Origin of the sequence: Vibrio chagasii (assembly GCF_024347355.1) — a bacterium.
GTDB classification, from domain to species: Bacteria; Pseudomonadota; Gammaproteobacteria; order Enterobacterales; family Vibrionaceae; genus Vibrio; species Vibrio chagasii.
This window is the reverse complement of the sequence record NZ_AP025465.1, coordinates 2,665,646-2,686,885: the sequence shown is the minus strand read 5'-3', so window position 1 is coordinate 2,686,885 and position 21,240 is coordinate 2,665,646. Positions and strand designations below refer to the sequence as shown.

Sequence of the window (21,240 nt, the reverse complement as noted above, 5' to 3'; positions counted from 1 at the left end):
TCGATCATTTTGATGAAATTCCGTTACACCGATAATAACAAAACTAAAAATAAGGTCACGAGTTGCAAGTCTTAACCGCTCGCAAATCAGTCATCTTTTAGCATTTTTTTGATGTTGTCCTCATTCTGATACGAGGATTGTATCTTTATTAACCCTTGATTAATCGCATGTTTACACGCTTCTCTTATGTTACCGGTTGCAAGGCTCGCAGCCGGTGCATTGTCGATAGCTTTGAGGTATACCCATTGGCTGCTGCGCTCTTTGAGACTTATCTCACGCGCCAGGTTTGTCGACATCAGTAGCACATCTAATAACTCTTGATCGTTAATCGCAGTGTACGCGCGTGGCAAGAATGGGTAGTCAGCGATGCCCATGCGAACCGTGCGATTGATATTGCGTTCAGTCTCGAATTCATTCACCCAAGATTGAACCTTTCTGAACATGGCTTCAGGCGATGAATCTCGATCTGAATTAGGTTCGATATAGAGCAGGTTGGCATCCGAGAAGTGGTAGACGCGAGATGGACCTTCCAGTTTCGACTTGAGGAACTCACCGAACGAATCTTCAAGCTCTAGACCTGCTTTATAGCCGTTCTGTGTGTACATATTGCGTAGGAAAGGCAAATCAATCATCACGAAGCGCAGACGGTCATTCAATGGCTCATGAATCAATTCACCCATCTGCCATTGTTCAAAGGTTTGGCTGGTTTGCTCTAAAGAGTTCGACAGTTTGGCGTTGAGCATTCTTAGGTTCGGCAGTTTCGAACGCGAGTGCGTAAAGAGGTCGGTGCGCAGTGAATCCACCTCTTTGGCCAAGGTTTGAATAATGTAGCCTCGGCGTAACACAAAGAAGAACAACACAATGCTGAATAGGAATAGTGCGAACGCGATCTTCTGGAACTTGCGATGTTCAAGTTTGTATTTCTCTAGCTCTTGAGCTTGTCCTGCGTAGTGTAAGGTCTGCTCGGCAAACTCTTTCTGTTGGCGGAATGCATCTTCGCCAACACGGTTGAGTTTTTGCTGCTCTAAAGAGACTAGGCTGTTGTATTGTTTGAGATTAGCGAGTGCCTGTTGAGGGCGACCTGCTTGTTCGTATCCCAAAGAGAGCAAGTAGTATGAGCGTTGTGACAAGCGAGAGTTCTCGACTTGGCGTGAGATCTCGAGTGCACGTGTTGCATGCTTGATAACATCTTCGCTCTCTTGCAGGTGGTAAGCCAGCCCAGCTGACAGCAGCGCAGCGCGACCTTCCAGTTTTGGAATGTCAGTGTACTCGAGCAGCTCAAGGGCACGGGTGAGGTACTGTTCTGCAAGAGGGTAATTATAAAGGCGCAGGTAAGTCGCTGATAAACTTAAGCGAATATCGATGACTTGGTAGATATCTCGGTCAGTACTTTCGTGGTCTAACACATTGAAGAAATGCACTAGGGCAAGGTTGTATTTGCCTTGGTAGAAGTACACATCACCCATTTTCTTTAGCACTTGAGCTAATACTGGCGAATTTTCAAAGTTGTCATAGAAATCAGCGGCTTGAGATAGGTGCTCTAGTGCTTTGTCTAACACTTGGCGCTCAAAGAACAGCTGTGCAAGCAGACGGTTAACTTTTGCTAAGCGTGCACTCAGGTTACCTTCTACTGACTTCCAGTAACCATATAGCAATTCAGACAGAGAGTGATTGTACTCTTTATGGTTCAGGTAAAACTCACCGACTGCGATGTGGTAGTCGATGGATACTTTTTCTGAATAACGTTGGTCTAGGTAATTCTTGGCTTCTTGGTAGTACTTCTCCGCTTCATCGATCTTGTTGTCGTATGACGCAATGTCTGCTTTCAACATGATTAAGCGGTAGGTGATACCTTCCGTTAAACGCAAGGTTTTACTGACTGATTCTAGGTTCGCTTCGATGGTTTCTAGTTCGGCTTTGGCTTTGTCTGACTTTCTGTCATTGAGCCAAACTAAGCGAACTTTTAGTATCTCAAGATCCACCTTTAGGTAGTCGAGCTTGTAGGTTTTAGCGAGTTCAGAGGCTTTTTCGATGTGCTTGATCGCAATACGAATATTGCCAAGGTTGTACTCCGCTTTCGCTAAGATCTTGTAAGCATCAATACTGCTGTTTGGGGTACGAATCGAAGAGTCTGTCTCTTCGCGAGAAATCGCTGAAGGGCTTTTCTCGCGCTGATCAGAAAGGACACGCAGCGTCAGGTAGCTGTTGGCCATTTTTTTTGCTTGGCTTGGTTCTATCTCAACCAAGTTATTGGCTTCGTTGAGTAGCGCCGAAGAATAGACCGACGCATTCACCGAGGTGCTCAAGCTTAAAATAAATAGGCTAACAACGTATAACCAACGCATTTCAGTGTCCTTTAAAGATTAGGTAGGTGCCAAATAAGTGTGTGGTTTGCCGATTATTGGCGAGCCATGCGCTTATTGTGGCTTGGTCTATCTTGCTCTGTTGAACGGTATGGGTTGATATCCAGACCACCACGACGCGTGTAACGTGCAAACACAGTTAGCTTCGAAGGCACGCAGTATTTCATGATATCAGTGAAGATACGCTCAACACATTGTTCGTGGAATTCGTTGTGCTCACGGAATGAAACTAAATAGCGCAGCAGGGCTTCACGGTCAATTTGCTTGCCTGAATATGCGATCTCAACGCTACCCCAGTCTGGTTGATTGGTGATCAAGCAGTTCGATTTTAATAGATGACTGTGAAGTGTTTCTTCCACCTCTTGCTCGCCAGCAGCACCTTCAAGCAGTGACGCTTCAAAGTCGTAGCTAGTGATTTGGATATCTTGATTATCGATACATTCACCTTCCATCGTCACGATAGGCTGGTTGGTGTAGTCGGTTACCGAGTTAACATTCACGATCACAGCTTCGCCCGCACATGCCGACAGATCTTGAGTTAAGCGCTCAGTTACTTGTTCCCAGTTTTCGAATTGAGTCTGGTTGTAGCTGTTCAGATACAGCTTGAAAGATTTTGATTCAATTAAATTTGGGCTCGTTGCTGGGATGAAAACTTCACCTACCGCCACTTGTGGCAGGCCATTTGTATTCAGCCATGAAAGCTCGTACATAGTCCAAATATCATGACCAATAAAAGGCAACTCGCCGTTTAGCGCTAGATCGTCACGATTCAGGCTACGCGGTACTGGTTGCAATAAACTTGCATCGTATTGGTTAGAGTACTCAGTTTTTTGGCCCAGCGTTAAACCCGCTAGTTCTTTTGCGTCAGAATATTTGCTCATACTTTCGTTTCAAATTCGATTAGAATGGGGTCGATTTTACTGAATCCCCTTTACCCTGTCATTACGTCATCGCTTATTAGACAAGCTTATTTGGCAAGGAAAGGCTCAGATTCTATTTATTATTATGTGTTTAGGAGATTTTCATGACTCAACGTGCTCAAGACGCACTGGTTTCTTTTAGTCAGCGATACGTTGACGCGTGGCAACAGCAACACCAAAGCTTACCTCGCAATGAGGAGTTGGTGGACATCGTATCGCCATGCGTAGAAGAAAAGAGCGGTGACGCTGTGTTATGGAAACACTACCCACGTGAGCAATTCGCTGATTTTACTAACGTAGAAACAGGCATCGAGCTAACGCTGCATGAAGACATCAAAATCTTCTATGGCGCTCAATACAGCGCAGATATGAATGCGACGTTTGACGGTAATGAGCTGACACTTTTGCAAATTTGGAGTGATGAAGACTTCGAATGCCTGCAAGAAAACATTCTAGGTCACTTGGTAACGCAGCGTCGTCTAAAGCTGAAACCGACGGTTTTCATCGCAGCGACTGATGCAGAGCTGGATGTTATCTCTATCTGTAACTTAACTGGCAACGTGATTTTAGAGCGCTTAGGCACCAAAAATCGTGATGTACTCGCTGAGACATTGGCTGAGTTTTTAGAAAAGTTACAACCAGCGGTATAGATAGATGTACGTACTAGAACTTCAATTTGAGTGTTTTGATAACACAACGGTAAGCGCTGTCGACAAGGCGGTGAATGGCTTAATGGATGCACTGCGTTATAACGGACAAGTGCTAGGCCGTGAGTTTCCTATCGTGATGGGTGACGGCGAGTTTTACGTTCGTGTTGTCTGCCCGGAGCAAGATAGCTTACACCCCCGTAATCACTCAGATTTTGTGAAAGTGTGCTTAGATCGTCTGTCTAATGCGAGCCTGCTTACTCCTAAAATGCGCTTGCTGGGTCGAGATTTGAACTCAGAAGAAGTGGCTGAAGATGAAGCGCCTAGTTGGCAAGTACTGTACACCACCTTTGTGCATACCTGTTCACCGCTACGCAGTGGTGATAGCTTGTTGCCGATCCCACTATACCGTAATCCACCTACCTTTAATGGCGACCATAAAGCCGTGCTGAAATGGCAGACGGAATGGCAAGCCTGTGATGAAGTACAAATGGGTGGTGGTTGTCGAGCTGAACACGCGACCTTGACGGAAATCAGCGATACCAAAAGCGTACTGTTTAAACGCGGTTGGGGCTTAAGAGGGCGTATCGAGTATCTGACTAAGATTCCTACTTACTACTACTTGTACCGTGTAGGTGGCATTAGTTTGAAAGACGAAAAAGAGCGTAAATGTCCGCAATGTGGTGGCGAATGGCTGCTAGATGCGCCGATCCACGATATTTTCTATTTCAAGTGTGATGATTGCCGTTTGGTATCAAACATCTCTTGGGATCAGCTAAAGTAACGACGGTGTTCTTAGCACGATAGGCTCATGAGTGAGCTTCGAGTGATCGAAAAAGGGGCTGACACAATGTCAGCCCCTTTTGGTATCTATAGGGTAGTGAAGCGAGGCAGATTACCAGCCTTTAACTACGCCACCTTGGAAGATGTCAGAAGCTGCGTTGTACACTTCTTCAGTTTGGTAAGCTTTAACGAAGTTTTGTACGTTCTCAGCGTTTAGGTTCTCTTCACGAGACACGATTAGGTTCACGTATGGAGACTCTTTGTCTTCAACGAATACGCCATCTTTTTGTGGAGTCAGGTTGATAGAGCTCGCGTAAGTTGTGTTGATGACAGACAGAGCTACGTCATCAAGAGAACGTGGTAGTTGTGCTGCGTCTAGCTCAACAATCGTTAGGTTCTTAGGGTTCTTAACGATGTCACGTATTGTTGCTAGAAGACCAGCGCCTTCACGAAGCTCAAGTAGACCTTGTTGCTCAAGAAGCAGTAGAGAACGACCTAGGTTTGTCGGATCGTTTGGTACAGCGATGCGCGCGCCATCTTGGATTTCATCTACCGATTTCACTTCTTTCGAGTAACCCGCAATTGGGTAAACAAACGTGTTACCAGCGATTGTCAGTTTGTAACCACGGTCAGCCACTTGCTGATCTAGGTACGGTGCGTGTTGGAATGCGTTGATGTCGATAGAACCGTCATCTAGTGCTGCGTTTGGTGTTACGTAATCAGTGAACGTTACTAGTTCAACATCTAGGCCGTACTTCTCTTTCGCTACTTTAGCTGCAACTTCTGCAACCTGAGCTTCAGCACCTGCCATTACACCCACTTTTACTTTAGAAGTGTCGACTTCTTTATCACCACAACCTGCTAGAACTAGCGCTGAAGCTGCCGCTGCGATAGTTAGTAAACCTTTAAGGCTAAATTTCATAATAATCTCCTTTTAATAAATCTATTTAATTTGGTTCAGACGACTCTGTTCTTAGATTGTTTGCGTGTAAACGCTGAGTCTTATCTGTGGTCAACACGGCGAACTAATGAATCACCGATCGATTGAATAATTTGTACAAGCACAATCAACATCACTACGGTCACTGCCATGATGGTCACATCGTAACGGTGGAATCCGTAACGAATAGCCACATCGCCTAGGCCGCCACCGCCAACTGTACCTGCCATTGCTGAGTAGCTCACTAGGGTAACGAGTGTGATGGTTACTGAGTTGATAATAGTCGGTAGTGCTTCAGGAAGCAGAACTTTGCTAATGATTTGTGTTGGTGTCGCGCCCATTGATTGCGCTGCTTCTACTAGACCTGTTGGTACTTCAAGCAGTGCACTTTCGATAAGACGAGCAACAAATGGGATTGCGCCAATAGTCAGTGGAACAATTGCCGCTGTTGTACCGATAAAGGTACCAATCAGCATCTTAGTCAGTGGGATAATCGCAACCATCAATACCAAGAAAGGTACTGAACGGCCTACGTTGACTACCGCACCAAGAATTTGGTTAAGCTTAGTGTTTTCTAGCAAACCGCCTTTTTTGGTGGTGTGTAGAATCACGCCTAGGGGAATACCGACAGCAAAGCCAACAATGCCTGCCACAGCAACCATGTAAAGTGTTTCGCCAGTTGCTTCTAATAGAAGGTTACCGTTAAGGCTGATCCAGTCAGCAATCTCGTTGAAACTAAAGGACATAACCAAGCACCTCTACTTTTACATTGTTATCGCGTAGGAATTGGATAGCAGCATTATCATCTACTTCGTTGCCGAACAGTTCAGCCACCATCATGCCGAACTTCACGCCGCCAGCGTAATCAAGGTCAGAACTTAGAATGCTGACATCGATATTAAATTTACGAGCGATTTGCGTCATTAGCGGAGCATCAACGGTTGCACCTGTGAACTCCAGGCGTACCAGAGGGTAACTGCCATCTACTCGAGTTTCTTGTAAGCGCGCTTGGTAATCTTCAGGGATTGTTAGATCTAAGGTTGAACGAATAAATTGATGCGCTAACTCAGTCTTAGGATGCGCAAAGATATCGCCAACCGTGCCTTTCTCTACCAATTCACCACCACCGATGATCGCCACTTCGTGACAGATGCTCTTAACCACATCCATTTCATGCGTAATAAGCAGGATAGTAATGTTTAGCTTGCGGTTGATTTCACGCAGCAGTTCAAGAATCGATTGAGTGGTTGCGGGATCCAGAGCACTGGTCGCTTCATCACACAGTAGTACTTTCGGGTCTGATGCCAATGCACGAGCAATCGCGACACGCTGCTTTTGACCGCCACTTAGGTTTGCAGGGTAAGTATCACGCTTGTCTGCAAGGCCTACCAGTTCAAGGAGCTCGCTGACTTTCGCTTCGATAACCGCTTTATCTTTACCAGCTAGTTCTAGAGGTAGTGCTACATTGTTAAATACAGTACGAGAAGACAGCAGGTTGAAGTGCTGGAAAATCATGCCGATGTTACGGCGTGCTTCGCTAAGTTCTGATTTGCTCAGTTTTGTTAGGTCGATACCGTCAACAATCACTTCACCTGAAGTTGGGGCTTCCAACATATTTACACAGCGGATTAGGGTACTTTTGCCTGCACCTGAAGAGCCGATGACTCCAAAGATTTGACCTTGAGGAATGTGGAGGTTGATATCAATTAAGGCATTGATTTCTTTAGTGCCTTGATAAAAAACCTTATTGACTTGATTCACTTTAATCATAGAGAAACCCGTGCAGGTAGAACAGAATAATATGTCGATAGCTCGCTCGATTTACAGATGATGCTATGGTGTTCCGTGATCTAAGTCAATAGATATTTTTACGTCTAGACGGCTAAACGTCGATTGTATTGCTGAGAGGGAAACAAATCGTTAACGAACGCAAAACTAAATAGATAGTGATGAAGCAAATAAAGCGTGTAATAATTAATGATTAATAGAGAGTTGATAGAGAACAAAATTTTGTCTAAACCTGCTGTTTTTTTAGATCGTGATGGTGTGATTAACGTTGATCACGGCTACGTACATGATGAGCATGATTTTGAATACATCGATGGTGTGTTTGAAGCGGCGAAAGCGTTTAAAGATATGGGTTATTTATTGGTGCTTGTGACGAACCAGTCTGGTATTGCTCGTGGCATGTTTAGTGAAGACCGTTTTCTCTCTTTAACGCAGTGGATGGATTGGAACTTTGTCGATAATGGCGTTGAGCTAGATGGTATTTACTACTGCCCTCACCACGCTGAACACGGCATTGGTGACTACAAACAAGATTGTGATTGTCGTAAGCCAAAGCCTGGCATGTTCATTTCCGCGCGTGACTTTCTAAAGATTGATATGGCTAACTCTGTGATGATCGGCGATAAAGCTGAAGACATGATGGCTGCAGAAGCGGCAGGTGTTGGCACTAAGGTATTGGTAAGAACCGGTAAACCAATCACTGAAAAGGGTGAAGCCTTGGCAAGTGTTGTCCTTGATAGCATTGCGGACGTGCCTGCTTTCCTAAAAGGCTAAGACATTTCACTACCTTCAATGGTATAAAGATGAGGAACGAAGTATGAAAGCTATGTTAGTAGCATCTCTATGTACGGTAGCACTAATGGGTTGCTCTAAGTCAGCAGCGCCTGACAGTGCTACATCGGACAATCAATTCGTGACTTATCAATGTGAGTCTGACGTTTCATTTGAAGTGGCTTACCTTGATAATGAAAAAGCGGTATTACGTTTACCTGAAAATGAATACCGCCTGACTCAAGTAGCGGCTGGCTCAGGAACCAAGTACATCTTAGATGATGGTACTGGAGAGTTAATCAACAGCGTTACTTTACGTACCAAAGGTGATAACGCACGCCTAGAACTTGGTCGTGTGGTGTATCGAAACTGCAGCAAGTAAGCCATCTTTAATCGCTAAGATTTACAAACAGTTAAGTGAGGGTGGATGCCCTCACCGCTTCTTTTCCTTCCTTTGACGTTAGACCTTTTATGAGCAAAAAACTCACTATTCTTGATATTGCTAAGCTGTCTGGTGTTGGTAAGTCGACCGTATCTCGCGTTCTGACCAATGATCCTAAAGTGAAACCTGAAACCCGTGAAAGGGTAGAAAGAGTAATTCAAGAATCTGGGTATACGCCTTCAAAGTCTGCGCAATCGATGCGTGGTGGTAGCCAAAAAGTGATTGGCGTGATCATCTCTCGTTTGGATTCTCCTTCTGAAAACAAAGCCGTCAGCACCATGCTGTCTGAGTTGTACCAAGCGGGCTACGATGTGGTGATCATGGAAAGCCAGCTCGACAGAGAAAAAGCCAACGAGCACCTACAAGTTCTAAAGCGTCGTAACGTTGATGGCATCATTGTGTTTGGCTTCACGGATTGCGATATCCCCGCGATCGAAGCGTGGGGACATAAAGCCGTGGTCATTGCGCTGGACACTGAGAACGTAACCTCGATTAACTATGACAACCAACAGGTGATCAATAGGGCGTTGGCGTATTTAACGGATCAGGGGATCTCTGATGTTGGTTTCATTGGGGTTGATCCTAGCGATAAATCAACCGGTGAACTTCGTCTAAAAGCTTACCTAGATTGGTGCGAGGACAGTAGAGTGATAGCGAACTATCGTACTGGTCAACTTCATCATGAAAGCGCTTATCAGTTGGTGGATGAGGTACTCACTCCAACGACTCAAGCGATTGTCTGTGCCAGTGATACTCTCGCTCTTGGGGTCATCAAACGCTTGCAAGAACGACAACGTGAAGATGTGGTGGTGACTGGTGTCGGCGGTAACGATCTTCTTTCTTTCCTATTCCCTCGGGTCTTTAGTATTGATCCGGGCTACCAATCAGCGGGTAAACTAGCTGCTAATCTATTGATCTCTCAACTTTTAGGTAACACAGAGATCTCTCATCACACCCAATCACCGATTCAATAATCCATTCAACTAAGCGAAACTGAACTGCTTAGATTAAAATTAGACTGTGATCTCTTTCAATTAATGGGACTGTTCCCATTTTAATTTTTCATTCAGCTAGGCATTATAATAACCACTTTTGGGAATGTTCCCATTAATCTAAATCTGAGTGGTTATTACTCAATGATTTAGATGAGTCATTGAATAAAACCAGGGTGGGGTAGTATGAGTAAGATAGCGAAGCAAGACATTGCGCGTCTTATCGAGTTAGTTGGTGGTAAAGAGAATATTGCGAGTGTCAGCCACTGCCTGACTCGACTACGTTTCGTATTGAATGAGACAGATCAGGCAAATAAAGCAGAACTCGAAAAGCTCAAGCTAGTAAAAGGCTGCTTTACTAATGCAGGCCAATTTCAAGTGGTGATTGGCACCGAAGTTGACGAAGTGTATGCACTGCTGATTGAGCAAACGGGCAAAGAGGCCTCATCAAAGGATGAAGCGAAATTGGCTGCTCGTCAGAACATGAACTTCCTTGAGCGTGGTATCTCCCATTTAGCCGAAATTTTTGTGCCACTGCTGCCTGCCATTATTACTGGTGGTTTGATTCTTGGTTTCCGTAATGTGATTGGCGACATTCGCATGTTCGATGGCAAAACCTTAGTTGAAATCAGCCAATTCTGGGCAACCGTTCACTCTTTCTTATGGCTTATTGGCGAAGCGATTTTCTTCTTCCTACCGGTTGGTGTGTGTTGGGCGACGGTTAAGAAGCTCGGCGGAACCCCTATTTTGGGTATTACGCTCGGTGTGACCTTAGTGTCGCCGCAGTTGATGAACGCTTACATGATAGGTAAAGCCGTTCCTGAAGTGTGGGACTTTGGCTTTTTCGTGATTGAGAAAGTTGGCTATCAAGCACAGGTGATCCCTGCGATGCTCGCGGGTGTGGCATTAGCCTTCATTGAAACCAACCTTAAGCGCATCGTGCCTGCTTACTTGTACCTTGTGGTTGTGCCATTTGTATCGATCATTTTGTCTGTGATTCTGGCTCACGCCTTTATTGGTCCATTCGGCCGTATGCTAGGTGATGGCGTCGCATTTGCAGCGAAAGTGGCCATGACCGGTGACTTCGCGATTCTTGGTTCAGTGGTATTTGGTTTCCTTTACGCACCTTTGGTTATCACGGGTATTCACCACACAACCAACGCAGTGGATTTGCAGTTGATGCAAGACTTAGGCGGCACGCCAATCTGGCCTTTGATTGCGTTATCTAACATTGCACAAGCTTCAGCGGTTGTTGGCATCATTATTTTAAGTAAACGCGAAGGTGAACGAGATATCTCGGTTCCAGCTGCAATTTCTGCCTACCTAGGCGTAACAGAGCCTGCGATGTACGGTATCAACCTTAAATACAAATTCCCAATGTTGAGCGCAATGATAGGTAGTGCCGCAGCAGCCGCTATTTGTGGTAGCGCAGGCGTGATGGCGAACGGCATCGGTGTGGGCGGCTTGCCAGGAATCTTGTCTATTCAACCGCAATATTGGTCTGTTTATTTAGTGGCGATGTTGGTAGCGATTGTATTGCCAGTGACTTTAACGCTGTTCTTCTACAAGCGTGCACAGTCAAAAGGTGAGCTCGAAACAGCAAACGCGTAGCGCATCTTAATAAGCGGTGATTTCAATCCAGTCATCGCTTTTTCCCTTAGAAACGACTTCTATCGACCATGTGAACATGGTGATTTTTATTTATTATTTTTTGGTAAGTGAGTGTTAGAGATGGCGATAACTGAACATGATGAAAGCTGGTGGAAAACCGCAACCATCTATCAAATCTACCCAAAGAGCTTCTGTGACAGTGGCAGCAAAGGTACTGGTGATATTAAAGGGATCATTTCGAAACTGGACTACCTCAAACACTTAAGTGTTGATGCGATTTGGTTAACGCCAGTATACGCATCACCAATGATCGATAATGGCTACGACATTTCAGATTACTACGCGATTAACCCTCAATTTGGCACCATGGAAGATTTCGACCTGTTGCTGGCTGAAGCGCATCAGCGTGGTATTCGTATCGTGATGGATATTGTGGTTAACCATACTTCCACTGAGCATGCATGGTTCCAATCCGCATTGGGTGATAAAAACAGCCCTTATCGTGATTACTACATCTGGAAAGATCCTGTAAACGGCGAAGCACCAACTAACTGGCAATCCAAGTTTGGCGGTAATGCATGGGCGTTAGACGAAGCGACTGGTCAATATTACCTTCACCTGTTTGCCAAGGAGCAGGCCGACCTGAACTGGGAGAATCCGGTCGTACGTGAAGAAGTGAAAGACGTTATTAGCTTCTGGGCTGAGAAGGGCGTCGATGGCTTCCGCTTGGACGTGATTAACCTGATTTCAAAGCAGCAAGATTTCCCTAATGATGATATCGGTGATGGTCGCCGTTTTTACACAGACGGCCCACGTGTGCATGAATATCTAAAAGAGATCAGCGAAGCGGTATTCCAGAAGTATGGCAGCGTGACAGTAGGCGAGATGTCCTCAACTACATTGGAGCACTGTCAGCAGTATTCGAACATTGATAACAGCGAGCTATCGATGGTGTTTAACTTCCACCATCTTAAAGTGGATTACACCAATGGTGAGAAGTGGACCAATGCACCATTTGATTTCTTGCAACTCAAATCGATCTTCAACCATTGGCAAACGGGCTTAAATGGAAAAGGTTGGGGCGCGCTGTTTTGGTGTAACCATGACCAACCGCGAGTGGTGAGCCGTTTAGGTGATGATAAGAACTACCGTGTTGAGTCGGCTAAAATGCTGGCTGCGTCTGTCCACATGATGCAAGGCACACCTTATATTTATCAAGGTGAAGAGATTGGTATGACGAATCCAGGTTATACCGAAATTAGCCAGTATCGCGATGTCGAGAGCACTAACATGTACGACATCATGGTCAATCGCGATGGTGTGGAGCATAAAGATATGATGGCGATTCTAGCGCAGAAGTCTCGTGATAACTCTCGTACTCCGATGCAGTGGAACAGCGAAGCATTCGCGGGCTTTTCAAAAGCTCAGCCATGGCTGGATGTTGCGAACAACTACCCTGAGATCAATGCAGAGCAAGCACTGGAAGATAAAGGCTCGGTGTTCTATTTCTACAAGAGTTTGATTGAACTTCGTAAAGAAGTGCCTGTGATTACTCATGGTAGTTATCAAGATTTGCTACCTGAGCACCCATCAGTATTTGCGTATTCTCGTGAGACTGAAGAGCAGACTCTGCTGTGTATTAATAACTATTATGGTGAAGAGACGGAATGTGCTTTACCTGAGCGTTTTGATATGACGAATGCCAAGTGTGTGCTTTCTAACTATCAAGAGGCAGACGATTCAGTAACATCGCATCATCAAGTCTTGCGTCCTTACGAAACTCGTATTTTGTTGATTGAGGGCTAGGTAGTCAGCTCACTTTCTTAAGGTCTATCTAATCATAAAATAAAGCTCATGACCTTCAGTACCCCAGTTGGTCATAAGTTTGCCAACAAGGCTTTGGATTGCTCCACTTACATTAATTCAATCTGGCTAATCTTTAAGTGAGCTATTTGTGCTGGATAGGGTGCGCAAAAGGTAAATACTAGCTGTTTTCGTTATGAAAAACAGCTAGTAATTCATTGATTGGATAGCTGGTGTTAAGACGCGTAGTTCACCGAATAGCGTGTAGGCTTATGATTCATCGCTAGTACGATATTCAGTACTGCTGTACCTAGCACTGACACTGCAATCACCCAAGGCGATACAAAGAAGAACGAGGCAAACAGAATACACGCGTCGATCGCCATTTGAGTTTTACCCACTGAGATACCGTAGCGATCTTGAATAAATAGACACAAGACGTTGAAGCCACCTAGGCTAGAACGGTGGCGGAACAGAATCAGCATACCCAAGCCCATCAATAAACCACCGGCAACGGCACAGTAGATCTCATTATGAACTTCGAGCGAAATAACCAAGTATAAATGATCGGCAAACACAGACACTAAAGCACCGGAAATCGCACTGCTGATCGCAAAGCTGCGACCAAAACGTTTCCACGCCAATAGATAGAATGGACAGTTAGCGGCAAAGTATAAAATACCAAAGGTTACAGGCAAAAATTGACTCAACAGTAGAGCCAGACCAGTAGTGCCTCCGGTAAGCAGATTCGCAGACTGTAAAAAGAAGACGCCTAACGCTACTAAAAACGTGCCCGTCAGGACTGCAATCCAATCTTCTTTACGTGAGTGTTTTTCCATCGTTTTAATAATTACCTAATCAATAAAGGCGTGCATAGTAGAGAAAAACTTAAGCTTTCGGTAGCTAGAGGGGCAAAATTAAGGTAAACCTATGTAATCTGCGTTTTACAGGGTGTAAATCGTAAAATTGACAGTAAGGAACATCTTTGGTTGGATAAGCCCGATAACCATGATGAATCTTATTTGTGATTATGAAAAAACGGCATGATAAAATTGCAATTAGCTCTTTATGACCTAGATCAAATTATGTAGAATGCGTCACATCAAAACGGTGACGGAAACGTTTGCTTTCGGTCGTTGTGTGGTTTTTTTGAAACTTTCAGTACAATCTGAGTCAGGAGATACAGATGCTTAAGCGTGACATGAACATTGCTGATTACGATGCGGATCTATTCGCAGCTATTCAAGAAGAAACTCTTCGTCAGGAAGAGCACATCGAACTTATCGCTTCAGAAAACTACACAAGCCCACGTGTAATGGAAGCTCAAGGTTCTCAGCTAACAAACAAATACGCTGAAGGCTACCCAGGCAAGCGTTACTACGGTGGTTGTGAGTACGTAGACAAAGTTGAAACTCTAGCAATTGAACGTGCATGTGAGCTGTTTGGTGCTGAGTACGCAAACGTACAGCCTCACTCAGGTTCTCAAGCAAACAACGCTGTATACATGGCGCTACTAAACGCAGGCGACACAGTTCTAGGTATGAGCCTAGCGCACGGTGGTCACCTAACTCACGGTTCTCCAGTAAACTTCTCTGGTAAGCTTTACAACATCATCCCTTACGGCATCGACGAAGCAGGTCAAATCGATTACGAAGAGATGGAAAAGCTGGCTATCGAGAACAAGCCTAAGATGATCATCGGTGGTTTCTCTGCTTACTCTCAAATCTGTGATTGGAAGCGCATGCGTGAAATCGCGGACAAAGTAGGTGCTTACCTATTCGTAGATATGGCTCACGTAGCGGGTCTAATCGCGGCAGGTGTTTACCCGAACCCTGTTCCACACGCGCACGTTGTTACAACAACAACGCACAAAACGCTAGCAGGCCCTCGTGGTGGCCTTATCCTTTCTAACGAAGGCGAAGATCTTTACAAGAAGCTGAACTCAGCAGTATTCCCTGGCGGCCAAGGTGGTCCTCTAATGCACGTTATCGCTGGTAAAGCAGTAGCGTTCAAAGAAGCACTAGAGCCAGAATTCAAAGAGTACCAAGCACGCGTAGTTGCTAACGCAAAAGCAATGGTTGCTGAATTCCTTGAGCGTGGTTACAACATCGTTTCAGGTTCTACAGAGAACCACCTGTTCCTAGTTGACCTAATCAACAAAGACATCACAGGTAAAGAAGCAGATGCAGCACTAGGTGCAGCAAACATCACAGTAAACAAGAACTCAGTACCAAATGATCCACGTAGCCCGTTTGTAACGTCAGGTATCCGTATTGGTTCTCCTTCTATCACTCGTCGCGGTTTCTCAGAAGCAGACGCGAAAGAGCTAGCGGGTTGGATCTGTGACATCCTAGATAACATGGGTGATGAGTCTGTTATCGAAGCAACTAAAGCAAAAGTATTAGAAATTTGTAAGCGTCTACCTGTTTACGCTTAATTTTTTCTGCGTAGAGTGAACGAATTTCTGTGTCGCACATACTCATTTGCTAGCGCAAACTCCGTGTGAGCTCCTTGAACTTCGCTCATCTACTTTGAAAAATGCTTTTAAAGGTCCCTTTTGGGGCCTTTTGTTTTAGGGAAAGGGGGGAAACTCCACGCCTTTTCCTTGAACTAAAACTATTTGATTGAAAAATACGATTTGAAAGGCTCCTGTAGGGCTGTCTCTTATACACAAATCCCTAAGCCACGCTTGGGGATTTTTTTTGAACTATTTTTAGGTTTCATGATCTGATCATCTAAGCAATGACAAGGATGATTATCATGACCTATATAGAGCCAACCCTTTGGGCACAAAAACAGTTCGGTCAAGCCCACCTTAATGACCCTAGACGCACTCAAAGACTCGTTGCTCTCGCAGCCTCACTGGCCGAGCAGCCTGGCGTACCCGTCTCGAAACTCATTATATCCCCTGCTGAAATGGAAGGGGCTTATCGCTTCATCCGTAATGAGCAAATCAAAGCAGAAGATATCGCAGAAGCGGGTTTTTATGTCACCGCACAAGAAGCATTAGAGCAACAAACACTTCTTGCCTTAGAAGACACCACTTCTCTCAGTTACTCCCATCGCAGCATTCGAGATGAACTCGGGCACTCTAATCAAGGCAATCGACATCGCGCCATGTTTGTACACTCAACCTTACTTTTTGCTCCCGACACTCAATCTGTTATTGGTTTAATTGAACAACAGCGCTGGACTCGTGATATAGAAAAGCGAGGTCAAAGGCACCAGCATGCGACTCGACCATACAAAGAGAAAGAAAGTTATAAGTGGGAACAAGCCTCTCGCCATGTCGCTGAGCGACTTGGCGATAAAATTTCGGATGTCATTTCTGTGTGCGATAGAGAAGCCGACCTATTTGAATACCTCACTTACAAGCGAGAGCAACAACAAAGGTTCCTCGTTCGCTCAATGCAAAGCCGCTGTATTGAAGAGCACGATAATCGTCTTTATAGCTATGCTTCTACCCTGTTATCAGCCGGAGAGAAAGTGCTCGAAATACCGCAAAAAGGCGGTCGTAAAGCTCGCAAGGCTCATTTAGATATCAAATATGCCCCCGTGACACTCAAGTCTCCTGCTAACAAGAAAGAGTTCGATAACATTCCGCTTTACTACGTGGGATGTATAGAACAAGGAGAGAGTGGTAATAAGCTCGCATGGCACTTACTGACTTCAGAGCCGATAACGAGCAAGGAAGAGGCACTCAAAATCGTCAGTTATTATGAGCGGCGCTGGCTGATAGAAGATTTTCATAAAGTCTGGAAAAGTGAAGGGACTGAAGTTGAGCAACTGAGAATGCAAAGTAAGGATAACTTAGAAAGGCTCAGCGTCGTTTTGGCTTTTATCGCGACTCGGTTACTCCAGTTGAGGTTTATGAATGAATCAGACGAGTTATCTAAGAGCAGTTGTGAGCAGGTATTAAAAGGCAAAGCGTGGAAGTTAATGTGGCTCAAGTTGGAGAGCAAAAAACTACCGAAAGAAGCGCCTAATATATCATGGGCTTACAACGGTATTGCTCGGTTAGGTGGTTGGAAGAATACCAAGCGAACAGGTCGCGCTTCTATAAAGACGTTATGGCAAGGATGGCTTAGGTTACAAACCATCCTTGAAGGGTATGAACTCGCCAAGTCTCTTGATTAACCAGACTTGTGATCAAGAGACAGCCTGTAGGGGGCCTTTTTTATGGTTCATCGCGGATTAGCGGGAACTAAAAACAAAAACGGTAGTAAGTGATATGGTTTAGTCGCCAAACAAAAATCATACACAAACTACCGTTTTCATGCCGAATCATACTTTCCTATCTTCATTCTGGGAAGGCTTTCAAGTCGTAAAGTCTCACCAGACAGCATCACTTATTACCCTGACTCTTGAACCGAACTCTGAGGCTAAGTGCCTTTGTGGTCTCGAGGCCGAGGCTATTCATGAGTATCAATGGCGTCATGTAAAAGAAGCCATGTTGCTCGGTGTTCCTGTTGTTCTTTCTGTTCAAACGCGAAGAATCAAGTGCCGTGAGTGTGGCATAAAAACAGAATCTCTATCTTGGTTGGAGCCTTATGCTCGTATAACGAAGCGCTTAAGAAGCTATATAGAACAATTACTGCCTCTTCTTCCTATTAAGCATATCTCCCGGTTAACGAACGTTCATTGGCACACCATTAAAGAGATAGATAAATCCCGACTTAGAAAAGTGGTACCGCCAGTGAAATGGGAGGAGCTAAGGCAACTCGTCATGGACGAGTTCGCCATCTTTAAAGGGCATCGATATGCCACGGTCATCGCTGACGCTAAGACACACCAAGTCATTTGGATAGGGTTAGGCCGAAGCCGTAAGGACATACGGCCGTTCTTCGAGCAACTAGGCAAGCATGGCAATAATATCGAAGCGGTCGCAATGGACATGAATACGGCTTTTGATCTTGAAGTTAAAGCACACTGTCCGAACGCAAAAATCGTTTACGACTTATTCCATGTTGTTGCTAAGTTCGGTCGAGAGGTGATGGATAGAGTCAGAGTCGACCAAGCCAACAAACTCAAGCAAGATAAAAAAGCGAGGCAATGGATCAAGCGCTCACGCTGGGTGTTGCTAAAAAACAGGGGTAATTTGAATACACAGCAAAACAGCTATCTTACCGAAATATTGAATATCAATAAGGACTTAATGACCACTTATATACTCGGAGCACAACTCAAAGAGCTTTGGTATTGTGAATCAGAAGTACATGCTAAAGGGCTCTGGGAGGCGTGGTGGGCACAAGTACAAGAGAGTGGAATTAAGCCATTGAAAGAGTTCGCACGAAAACTAAGGCCTTATCTTCACGGCATTATCGCATCTGCGAGTTATCCGCTTAACACCTGCACATTGGAAGGGATAAACAACAAGATAAAGCTAATCAAGCGAATGGGATATGGGTATCGAGATACAGACTACTTCTTCTTGAAGATAAAAGCGGCTTTCCCCGGAAAGCCGCGATGAACCTTTTTTATTGGTATAGAAATGCTTAGAGCGTGAACGAATTTCTGTGTCGCACACACTGATTTGCTAGCGCAAACTCCGTGTTAGCTCCTTGAACTTCGCTCATCTACTTTGAAAAATGATGATACTAGAGGCTCCTTTAATAGGGCAATGTAGATCAGATAAGGATCGGTTGACCGATCCTTCTTCTGAGAGATAATCGGAAGCCTGTTTCTAGGCTTCCGATTTTTTATGTCTATCCAAAACTATTTTGTCGATTTCCTCGAAGAAAATCCTGTTGATGTAGCTCAACTCACCACTTTCTCTGAACATATCCCAGATGAATGGGTTGTTAAGGCAGCTAGTCTTTCTGATAAAGCGACTATTCGCCGACGTCGACTACCAAGTGACATGGTCTTGTGGTTAATTGTCGGCATGGCCTTCTTCCGTAATGAACCAATTGCCGAAGTCGCACGAAGAATGAATGTCTGTGCGGATGGCTTGGCTGATGAAGAGTTATTAGCAAAAAGTGCTTTAACCCAGGCAAGACAACGTTTAGGCAGTGCTGCACCAGAGTGGTTGTTTAAACAATGTGGGCGAACGTGGGGTCTTGAACGATACCGTGATGATACGTGGCAAGGATTACAAGTTTTTGCTGTAGACGGTGCTCTTTTTCGCACCGCGGATACGCCCGAACTTAGAGAGCACTTTGGCTCGGGTAATACCTCGAGTAGCAGGCAGACACCACATCCAATGCTAAGAGTTGTGACTATGATGAATGTCCGTTCTCATGTCATCGTTGACGCTGCCATAAGCCCTTATCGGCGTGGTGAAATCCCACTTGCTATGCCCTTCATCGACTCTTTACCAGATAACTCTGTGACGTTACTAGATAAAGGTTTTTACGGTGCAGACTTACTTCTCTCTCTTCAAAATAGCGGTATTAATAGACATTGGTTGATACCAGCAAGGAAAGGGTTGAAATACACACTTTTAGATGAAGAAGAAAGCAATGATATGCTCATCGAAATGAACGTCTCACCGCAAGCTCTCAAAAAGAACCCTAGTTTACCTGAAAAATGGCAAGTCAGAGCGGTGACCTATGAAGTACAAGGTAAGCAGAAAACTGTTTTTACATCCCTTCCAAGAGCAGACTACGACGCGAAAGCGGTAGCCGAACTTTATCATGAACGTTGGGAAATCGAATTAGGTTATCGTGATATCAAAAGCTCAATGCAACACAATGCCTTAGTATTACGCAGTAAAACAGTAAACCTTGTTTATCAAGAACTCTGGGGGCTGTTGCTTGGTTATAATTTGGTAAGACGTGAAGCAAGTCAGGCAGCAGTTGAACATGGAAGAATGCCGAATGAAATTAGCTTTAAATACGCTTGTCAGTTTATAGCGAGCCAACTGAAGGTGATGAGTAAAGCGATATCGCCAGGCAATACACCTAAGCGTTTAAAGAGTCTAAGGGGAGACTTATCAGTCCTCTTTATAGACAAACGCCCTAAGCCTAATCGGCCTAGGGCGGTAAAAATATCAAAGACTCGCTACCCAATTAATCGCAAAGCAGCTCCGCTTAAGTGAACTACATTGCCTTTAATAGGGGCCTTTTTTGTATCTGGTGGTTTTGAGAGCAGAGAAAGGCAGGCACTAAAAAGGGCTAATGCTTTCACATTAACCCTTTGTATTTTTTTGTGTTGGTTCTACTTTTTGATGCTAAGTAGGGTGCCTGATTTACACTTGAACGAGTAGTAATTACGGCTTTCGTTAAATTTACCTAGGCCTTCGCCATCACAGTAATCGATGTTGATTTCGCGCATCACTTCTAGTGTATCTTCGCTGTTTAAAGCGAATTTAGAGCCATCAGAACAGACGATACGTACTCTCTCATCATGGCTTACAGAGTAAATATCGACTTCGGTATTACACAGCTCAAAAGAGGCTTCACGAAAATTGTCTTGCTGAGTATTTGAAGCGCAACCCGCTGTAAGAGCTGCAGTAAACACTGTTAAAAGTCCGAGTCTTTTCATTGTTAATCCTTCGCGATCATCAAGTTGGTTGATGATTTATTATTTGCTATTTGAGGTAGACTATACAACTACACGCTACGATTCAAGGCGCGTTCTTAGAGTCTAAGATATAAAAAGAGAGTAAGGAGGAGATAATTTATATTCTGAAGGCTGTATTGGCTAAGGCTGACACCTATAAAAAAGACCAACATCGAGTTGGCCTTTGTCTATCAATCTGAATTTACATCATTATCTAAACTGTTTTGCTTCTGGCAGGTATTCAAAACCCGCAGAGGCAAGTTTAGAGATTAATGCTGCTTTGTCGATTTCATAGAAGTTAACCACTCGGTCTAAGTCTCCGTCGAAGTTGTCACGTAGCTTCATGTTGACGATGCTCATCAACATAACAGGATCCATCTTTTCAAAATTAGAGAGGTTCATATTAGTCCTCGAAATCTGAAATGAGTAGGTTAGCAGCTGCAAATGCCGCGCGTTCGCGAGCTTCTTTTGGAAGAGATTCATCTGCTGCAAGGTCGTTTAATGTTTTTAAAGCGCAGGTGATCGCTTGAGGGATATAGCCTTGGTCGCCACTACCAATTTGAGAGTACAGTTCATGTACCAAATCACAACAATCGTATACTTTCATTTTTATACCTAACCAAATGATACCTGATCTCAATATACACATAGAGATAAGCAAAAACAAAGCGGATCTG

At 44.5% G+C, this 21,240-nt stretch carries 20 protein-coding genes; 11 read left to right on the top strand and 9 right to left on the bottom strand.

What is annotated here, in order from left to right; translation table 11 throughout:
- Positions 1-86 precede the first annotated feature (86 nt).
- Both OCV52_RS12280 and queF read right to left on the bottom strand, forming a co-directional pair.
- Positions 87-2,345 carry a tetratricopeptide repeat protein gene (locus OCV52_RS12280; RefSeq protein ID WP_137408253.1) on the bottom strand — a complete coding sequence of 753 codons (2,259 nt, stop codon included), beginning with the start codon at positions 2,343-2,345 and terminating at the stop codon, positions 87-89.
- 53 nt (positions 2,346-2,398) lie between these two features.
- The gene (queF, locus tag OCV52_RS12275) at positions 2,399-3,244 is read right to left on the bottom strand and encodes an NADPH-dependent 7-cyano-7-deazaguanine reductase QueF (protein ID WP_137408252.1); all 846 of its coding nucleotides are present in this window, start codon (positions 3,242-3,244) and stop codon (positions 2,399-2,401) included.
- A 143-nt stretch (positions 3,245-3,387) separates the two neighbouring features.
- Here queF and syd point away from each other — a divergent pair, with 143 nt between their 5' ends.
- Both syd and OCV52_RS12265 read left to right on the top strand, forming a co-directional pair.
- On the top strand, positions 3,388-3,933 hold the full coding sequence (syd, locus tag OCV52_RS12270) for a SecY-interacting protein (RefSeq protein WP_137408251.1): 546 nt from the start codon (positions 3,388-3,390) through the stop codon (positions 3,931-3,933).
- Positions 3,934-3,937: 4 nt separating this feature from the next.
- The gene (locus OCV52_RS12265) at positions 3,938-4,714 is read left to right on the top strand and encodes a Zn-ribbon-containing protein (protein WP_004738535.1); all 777 of its coding nucleotides are present in this window, start codon (positions 3,938-3,940) and stop codon (positions 4,712-4,714) included.
- A gap of 111 nt (positions 4,715-4,825) precedes the next feature.
- On the opposite strand, the gene OCV52_RS12260 is transcribed toward OCV52_RS12265, so the two are convergent.
- From OCV52_RS12260 to metN, 3 genes are all read right to left on the bottom strand, one after another.
- Positions 4,826-5,635 (bottom strand): MetQ/NlpA family lipoprotein, encoded by an 810-nt coding sequence (locus OCV52_RS12260; protein ID WP_137408250.1) that lies wholly within the window; start codon positions 5,633-5,635, stop codon positions 4,826-4,828.
- Positions 5,636-5,715: 80 nt separating this feature from the next.
- Positions 5,716-6,399, bottom strand: coding sequence for a methionine ABC transporter permease (locus tag OCV52_RS12255; RefSeq protein WP_008222912.1), 684 nt, complete (start codon positions 6,397-6,399; stop codon positions 5,716-5,718).
- On the bottom strand, positions 6,389-7,423 hold the full coding sequence (gene metN / locus OCV52_RS12250; RefSeq protein ID WP_137408249.1) for a methionine ABC transporter ATP-binding protein MetN: 1,035 nt from the start codon (positions 7,421-7,423) through the stop codon (positions 6,389-6,391). Before metN ends, OCV52_RS12255 begins: the two co-directional genes overlap by 11 nt.
- 240 nt (positions 7,424-7,663) lie before the next feature.
- Between metN and gmhB the strand changes: the two genes are divergently transcribed.
- The 5 genes from gmhB to treC all read left to right on the top strand — a co-directional run bounded on the left by gmhB (position 7,664) and on the right by treC (position 13,063).
- Positions 7,664-8,215 (top strand): D-glycero-beta-D-manno-heptose 1,7-bisphosphate 7-phosphatase, encoded by a 552-nt coding sequence (gmhB, locus tag OCV52_RS12245; RefSeq protein WP_004738542.1) that lies wholly within the window; start codon positions 7,664-7,666, stop codon positions 8,213-8,215.
- Between the two features lie 43 nt (positions 8,216-8,258).
- Complete coding sequence (locus OCV52_RS12240; protein ID WP_004738543.1) at positions 8,259-8,594, top strand: MliC family protein; 336 nt, start codon at positions 8,259-8,261, stop codon at positions 8,592-8,594.
- 89 nt (positions 8,595-8,683) lie between these two features.
- Positions 8,684-9,628: a trehalose operon repressor TreR gene (treR, locus tag OCV52_RS12235; protein WP_137408248.1), complete on the top strand. Its 945-nt coding sequence runs from the start codon at positions 8,684-8,686 to the stop codon at positions 9,626-9,628.
- A gap of 204 nt (positions 9,629-9,832) precedes the next feature.
- Positions 9,833-11,257: a PTS trehalose transporter subunit IIBC gene (gene treB, locus OCV52_RS12230; RefSeq protein WP_137408247.1), complete on the top strand. Its 1,425-nt coding sequence runs from the start codon at positions 9,833-9,835 to the stop codon at positions 11,255-11,257.
- A gap of 120 nt (positions 11,258-11,377) precedes the next feature.
- Positions 11,378-13,063, top strand: coding sequence for an alpha,alpha-phosphotrehalase (gene treC / locus OCV52_RS12225; protein WP_137408246.1), 1,686 nt, complete (start codon positions 11,378-11,380; stop codon positions 13,061-13,063).
- A gap of 233 nt (positions 13,064-13,296) precedes the next feature.
- On the opposite strand, the gene OCV52_RS12220 is transcribed toward treC, so the two are convergent.
- Complete coding sequence (locus tag OCV52_RS12220; protein WP_063524544.1) at positions 13,297-13,899, bottom strand: YitT family protein; 603 nt, start codon at positions 13,897-13,899, stop codon at positions 13,297-13,299.
- A 347-nt stretch (positions 13,900-14,246) separates the two neighbouring features.
- Here OCV52_RS12220 and glyA point away from each other — a divergent pair, with 347 nt between their 5' ends.
- The 4 genes from glyA (at position 14,247) to OCV52_RS12200 (ending at position 20,099) form a co-directional block, all read left to right on the top strand.
- The gene (gene glyA, locus OCV52_RS12215; protein ID WP_004738553.1) at positions 14,247-15,497 is read left to right on the top strand and encodes a serine hydroxymethyltransferase; all 1,251 of its coding nucleotides are present in this window, start codon (positions 14,247-14,249) and stop codon (positions 15,495-15,497) included.
- 323 nt (positions 15,498-15,820) lie between these two features.
- Positions 15,821-17,197, top strand: a complete 1,377-nt coding sequence (locus tag OCV52_RS12210; RefSeq protein ID WP_102265919.1) for an IS4 family transposase — start codon at positions 15,821-15,823, stop codon at positions 17,195-17,197.
- A 139-nt stretch (positions 17,198-17,336) separates the two neighbouring features.
- Positions 17,337-18,530: an ISL3 family transposase gene (locus tag OCV52_RS12205; RefSeq protein ID WP_261900840.1), complete on the top strand. Its 1,194-nt coding sequence runs from the start codon at positions 17,337-17,339 to the stop codon at positions 18,528-18,530.
- Positions 18,531-18,761: 231 nt separating this feature from the next.
- Positions 18,762-20,099, top strand: coding sequence for an IS4 family transposase (locus OCV52_RS12200; protein WP_137409200.1), 1,338 nt, complete (start codon positions 18,762-18,764; stop codon positions 20,097-20,099).
- Between the two features lie 119 nt (positions 20,100-20,218).
- Here OCV52_RS12200 and OCV52_RS12195 read toward each other — a convergent pair whose 3' ends face one another.
- The 3 genes from OCV52_RS12195 to OCV52_RS12185 all read right to left on the bottom strand — a co-directional run bounded on the left by OCV52_RS12195 (position 20,219) and on the right by OCV52_RS12185 (position 21,170).
- Entirely contained in the window at positions 20,219-20,545 is a 327-nt protein-coding gene (locus OCV52_RS12195; protein WP_004738554.1) for a hypothetical protein, read from the bottom strand.
- A 228-nt stretch (positions 20,546-20,773) separates the two neighbouring features.
- Positions 20,774-20,965, bottom strand: coding sequence for a DUF4250 domain-containing protein (locus OCV52_RS12190; RefSeq protein ID WP_137407915.1), 192 nt, complete (start codon positions 20,963-20,965; stop codon positions 20,774-20,776).
- A 1-nt stretch (position 20,966) separates the two neighbouring features.
- A complete protein-coding gene (locus OCV52_RS12185) occupies positions 20,967-21,170 on the bottom strand; it encodes a YaeP family protein (RefSeq protein ID WP_137407914.1) in 204 nt (67 codons plus the stop codon).
- Positions 21,171-21,240: the final 70 nt, after the last annotated feature.

Coding starts and splice junctions, on each gene's coding strand:
- OCV52_RS12280 (WP_137408253.1), bottom strand. CDS start 2,345: ATGCGTTGGTTATACGTTGTTAGCCTATTTATTTTAAGCTTGAGCACC.
- queF (WP_137408252.1), bottom strand. CDS start 3,244: ATGAGCAAATATTCTGACGCAAAAGAACTAGCGGGTTTAACGCTGGGC.
- syd (WP_137408251.1), top strand. CDS start 3,388: ATGACTCAACGTGCTCAAGACGCACTGGTTTCTTTTAGTCAGCGATAC.
- OCV52_RS12265 (WP_004738535.1), top strand. CDS start 3,938: ATGTACGTACTAGAACTTCAATTTGAGTGTTTTGATAACACAACGGTA.
- OCV52_RS12260 (WP_137408250.1), bottom strand. CDS start 5,635: ATGAAATTTAGCCTTAAAGGTTTACTAACTATCGCAGCGGCAGCTTCA.
- OCV52_RS12255 (WP_008222912.1), bottom strand. CDS start 6,399: ATGTCCTTTAGTTTCAACGAGATTGCTGACTGGATCAGCCTTAACGGT.
- metN (WP_137408249.1), bottom strand. CDS start 7,423: ATGATTAAAGTGAATCAAGTCAATAAGGTTTTTTATCAAGGCACTAAA.
- OCV52_RS12240 (WP_004738543.1), top strand. CDS start 8,259: ATGAAAGCTATGTTAGTAGCATCTCTATGTACGGTAGCACTAATGGGT.
- treR (WP_137408248.1), top strand. CDS start 8,684: ATGAGCAAAAAACTCACTATTCTTGATATTGCTAAGCTGTCTGGTGTT.
- treB (WP_137408247.1), top strand. CDS start 9,833: ATGAGTAAGATAGCGAAGCAAGACATTGCGCGTCTTATCGAGTTAGTT.
- treC (WP_137408246.1), top strand. CDS start 11,378: ATGGCGATAACTGAACATGATGAAAGCTGGTGGAAAACCGCAACCATC.
- OCV52_RS12220 (WP_063524544.1), bottom strand. CDS start 13,899: ATGGAAAAACACTCACGTAAAGAAGATTGGATTGCAGTCCTGACGGGC.
- glyA (WP_004738553.1), top strand. CDS start 14,247: ATGCTTAAGCGTGACATGAACATTGCTGATTACGATGCGGATCTATTC.
- OCV52_RS12210 (WP_102265919.1), top strand. CDS start 15,821: ATGACCTATATAGAGCCAACCCTTTGGGCACAAAAACAGTTCGGTCAA.
- OCV52_RS12205 (WP_261900840.1), top strand. CDS start 17,337: ATGCCGAATCATACTTTCCTATCTTCATTCTGGGAAGGCTTTCAAGTC.
- OCV52_RS12200 (WP_137409200.1), top strand. CDS start 18,762: ATGTCTATCCAAAACTATTTTGTCGATTTCCTCGAAGAAAATCCTGTT.
- OCV52_RS12195 (WP_004738554.1), bottom strand. CDS start 20,545: ATGAAAAGACTCGGACTTTTAACAGTGTTTACTGCAGCTCTTACAGCG.
- OCV52_RS12190 (WP_137407915.1), bottom strand. CDS start 20,965: ATGAACCTCTCTAATTTTGAAAAGATGGATCCTGTTATGTTGATGAGC.
- OCV52_RS12185 (WP_137407914.1), bottom strand. CDS start 21,170: ATGAAAGTATACGATTGTTGTGATTTGGTACATGAACTGTACTCTCAA.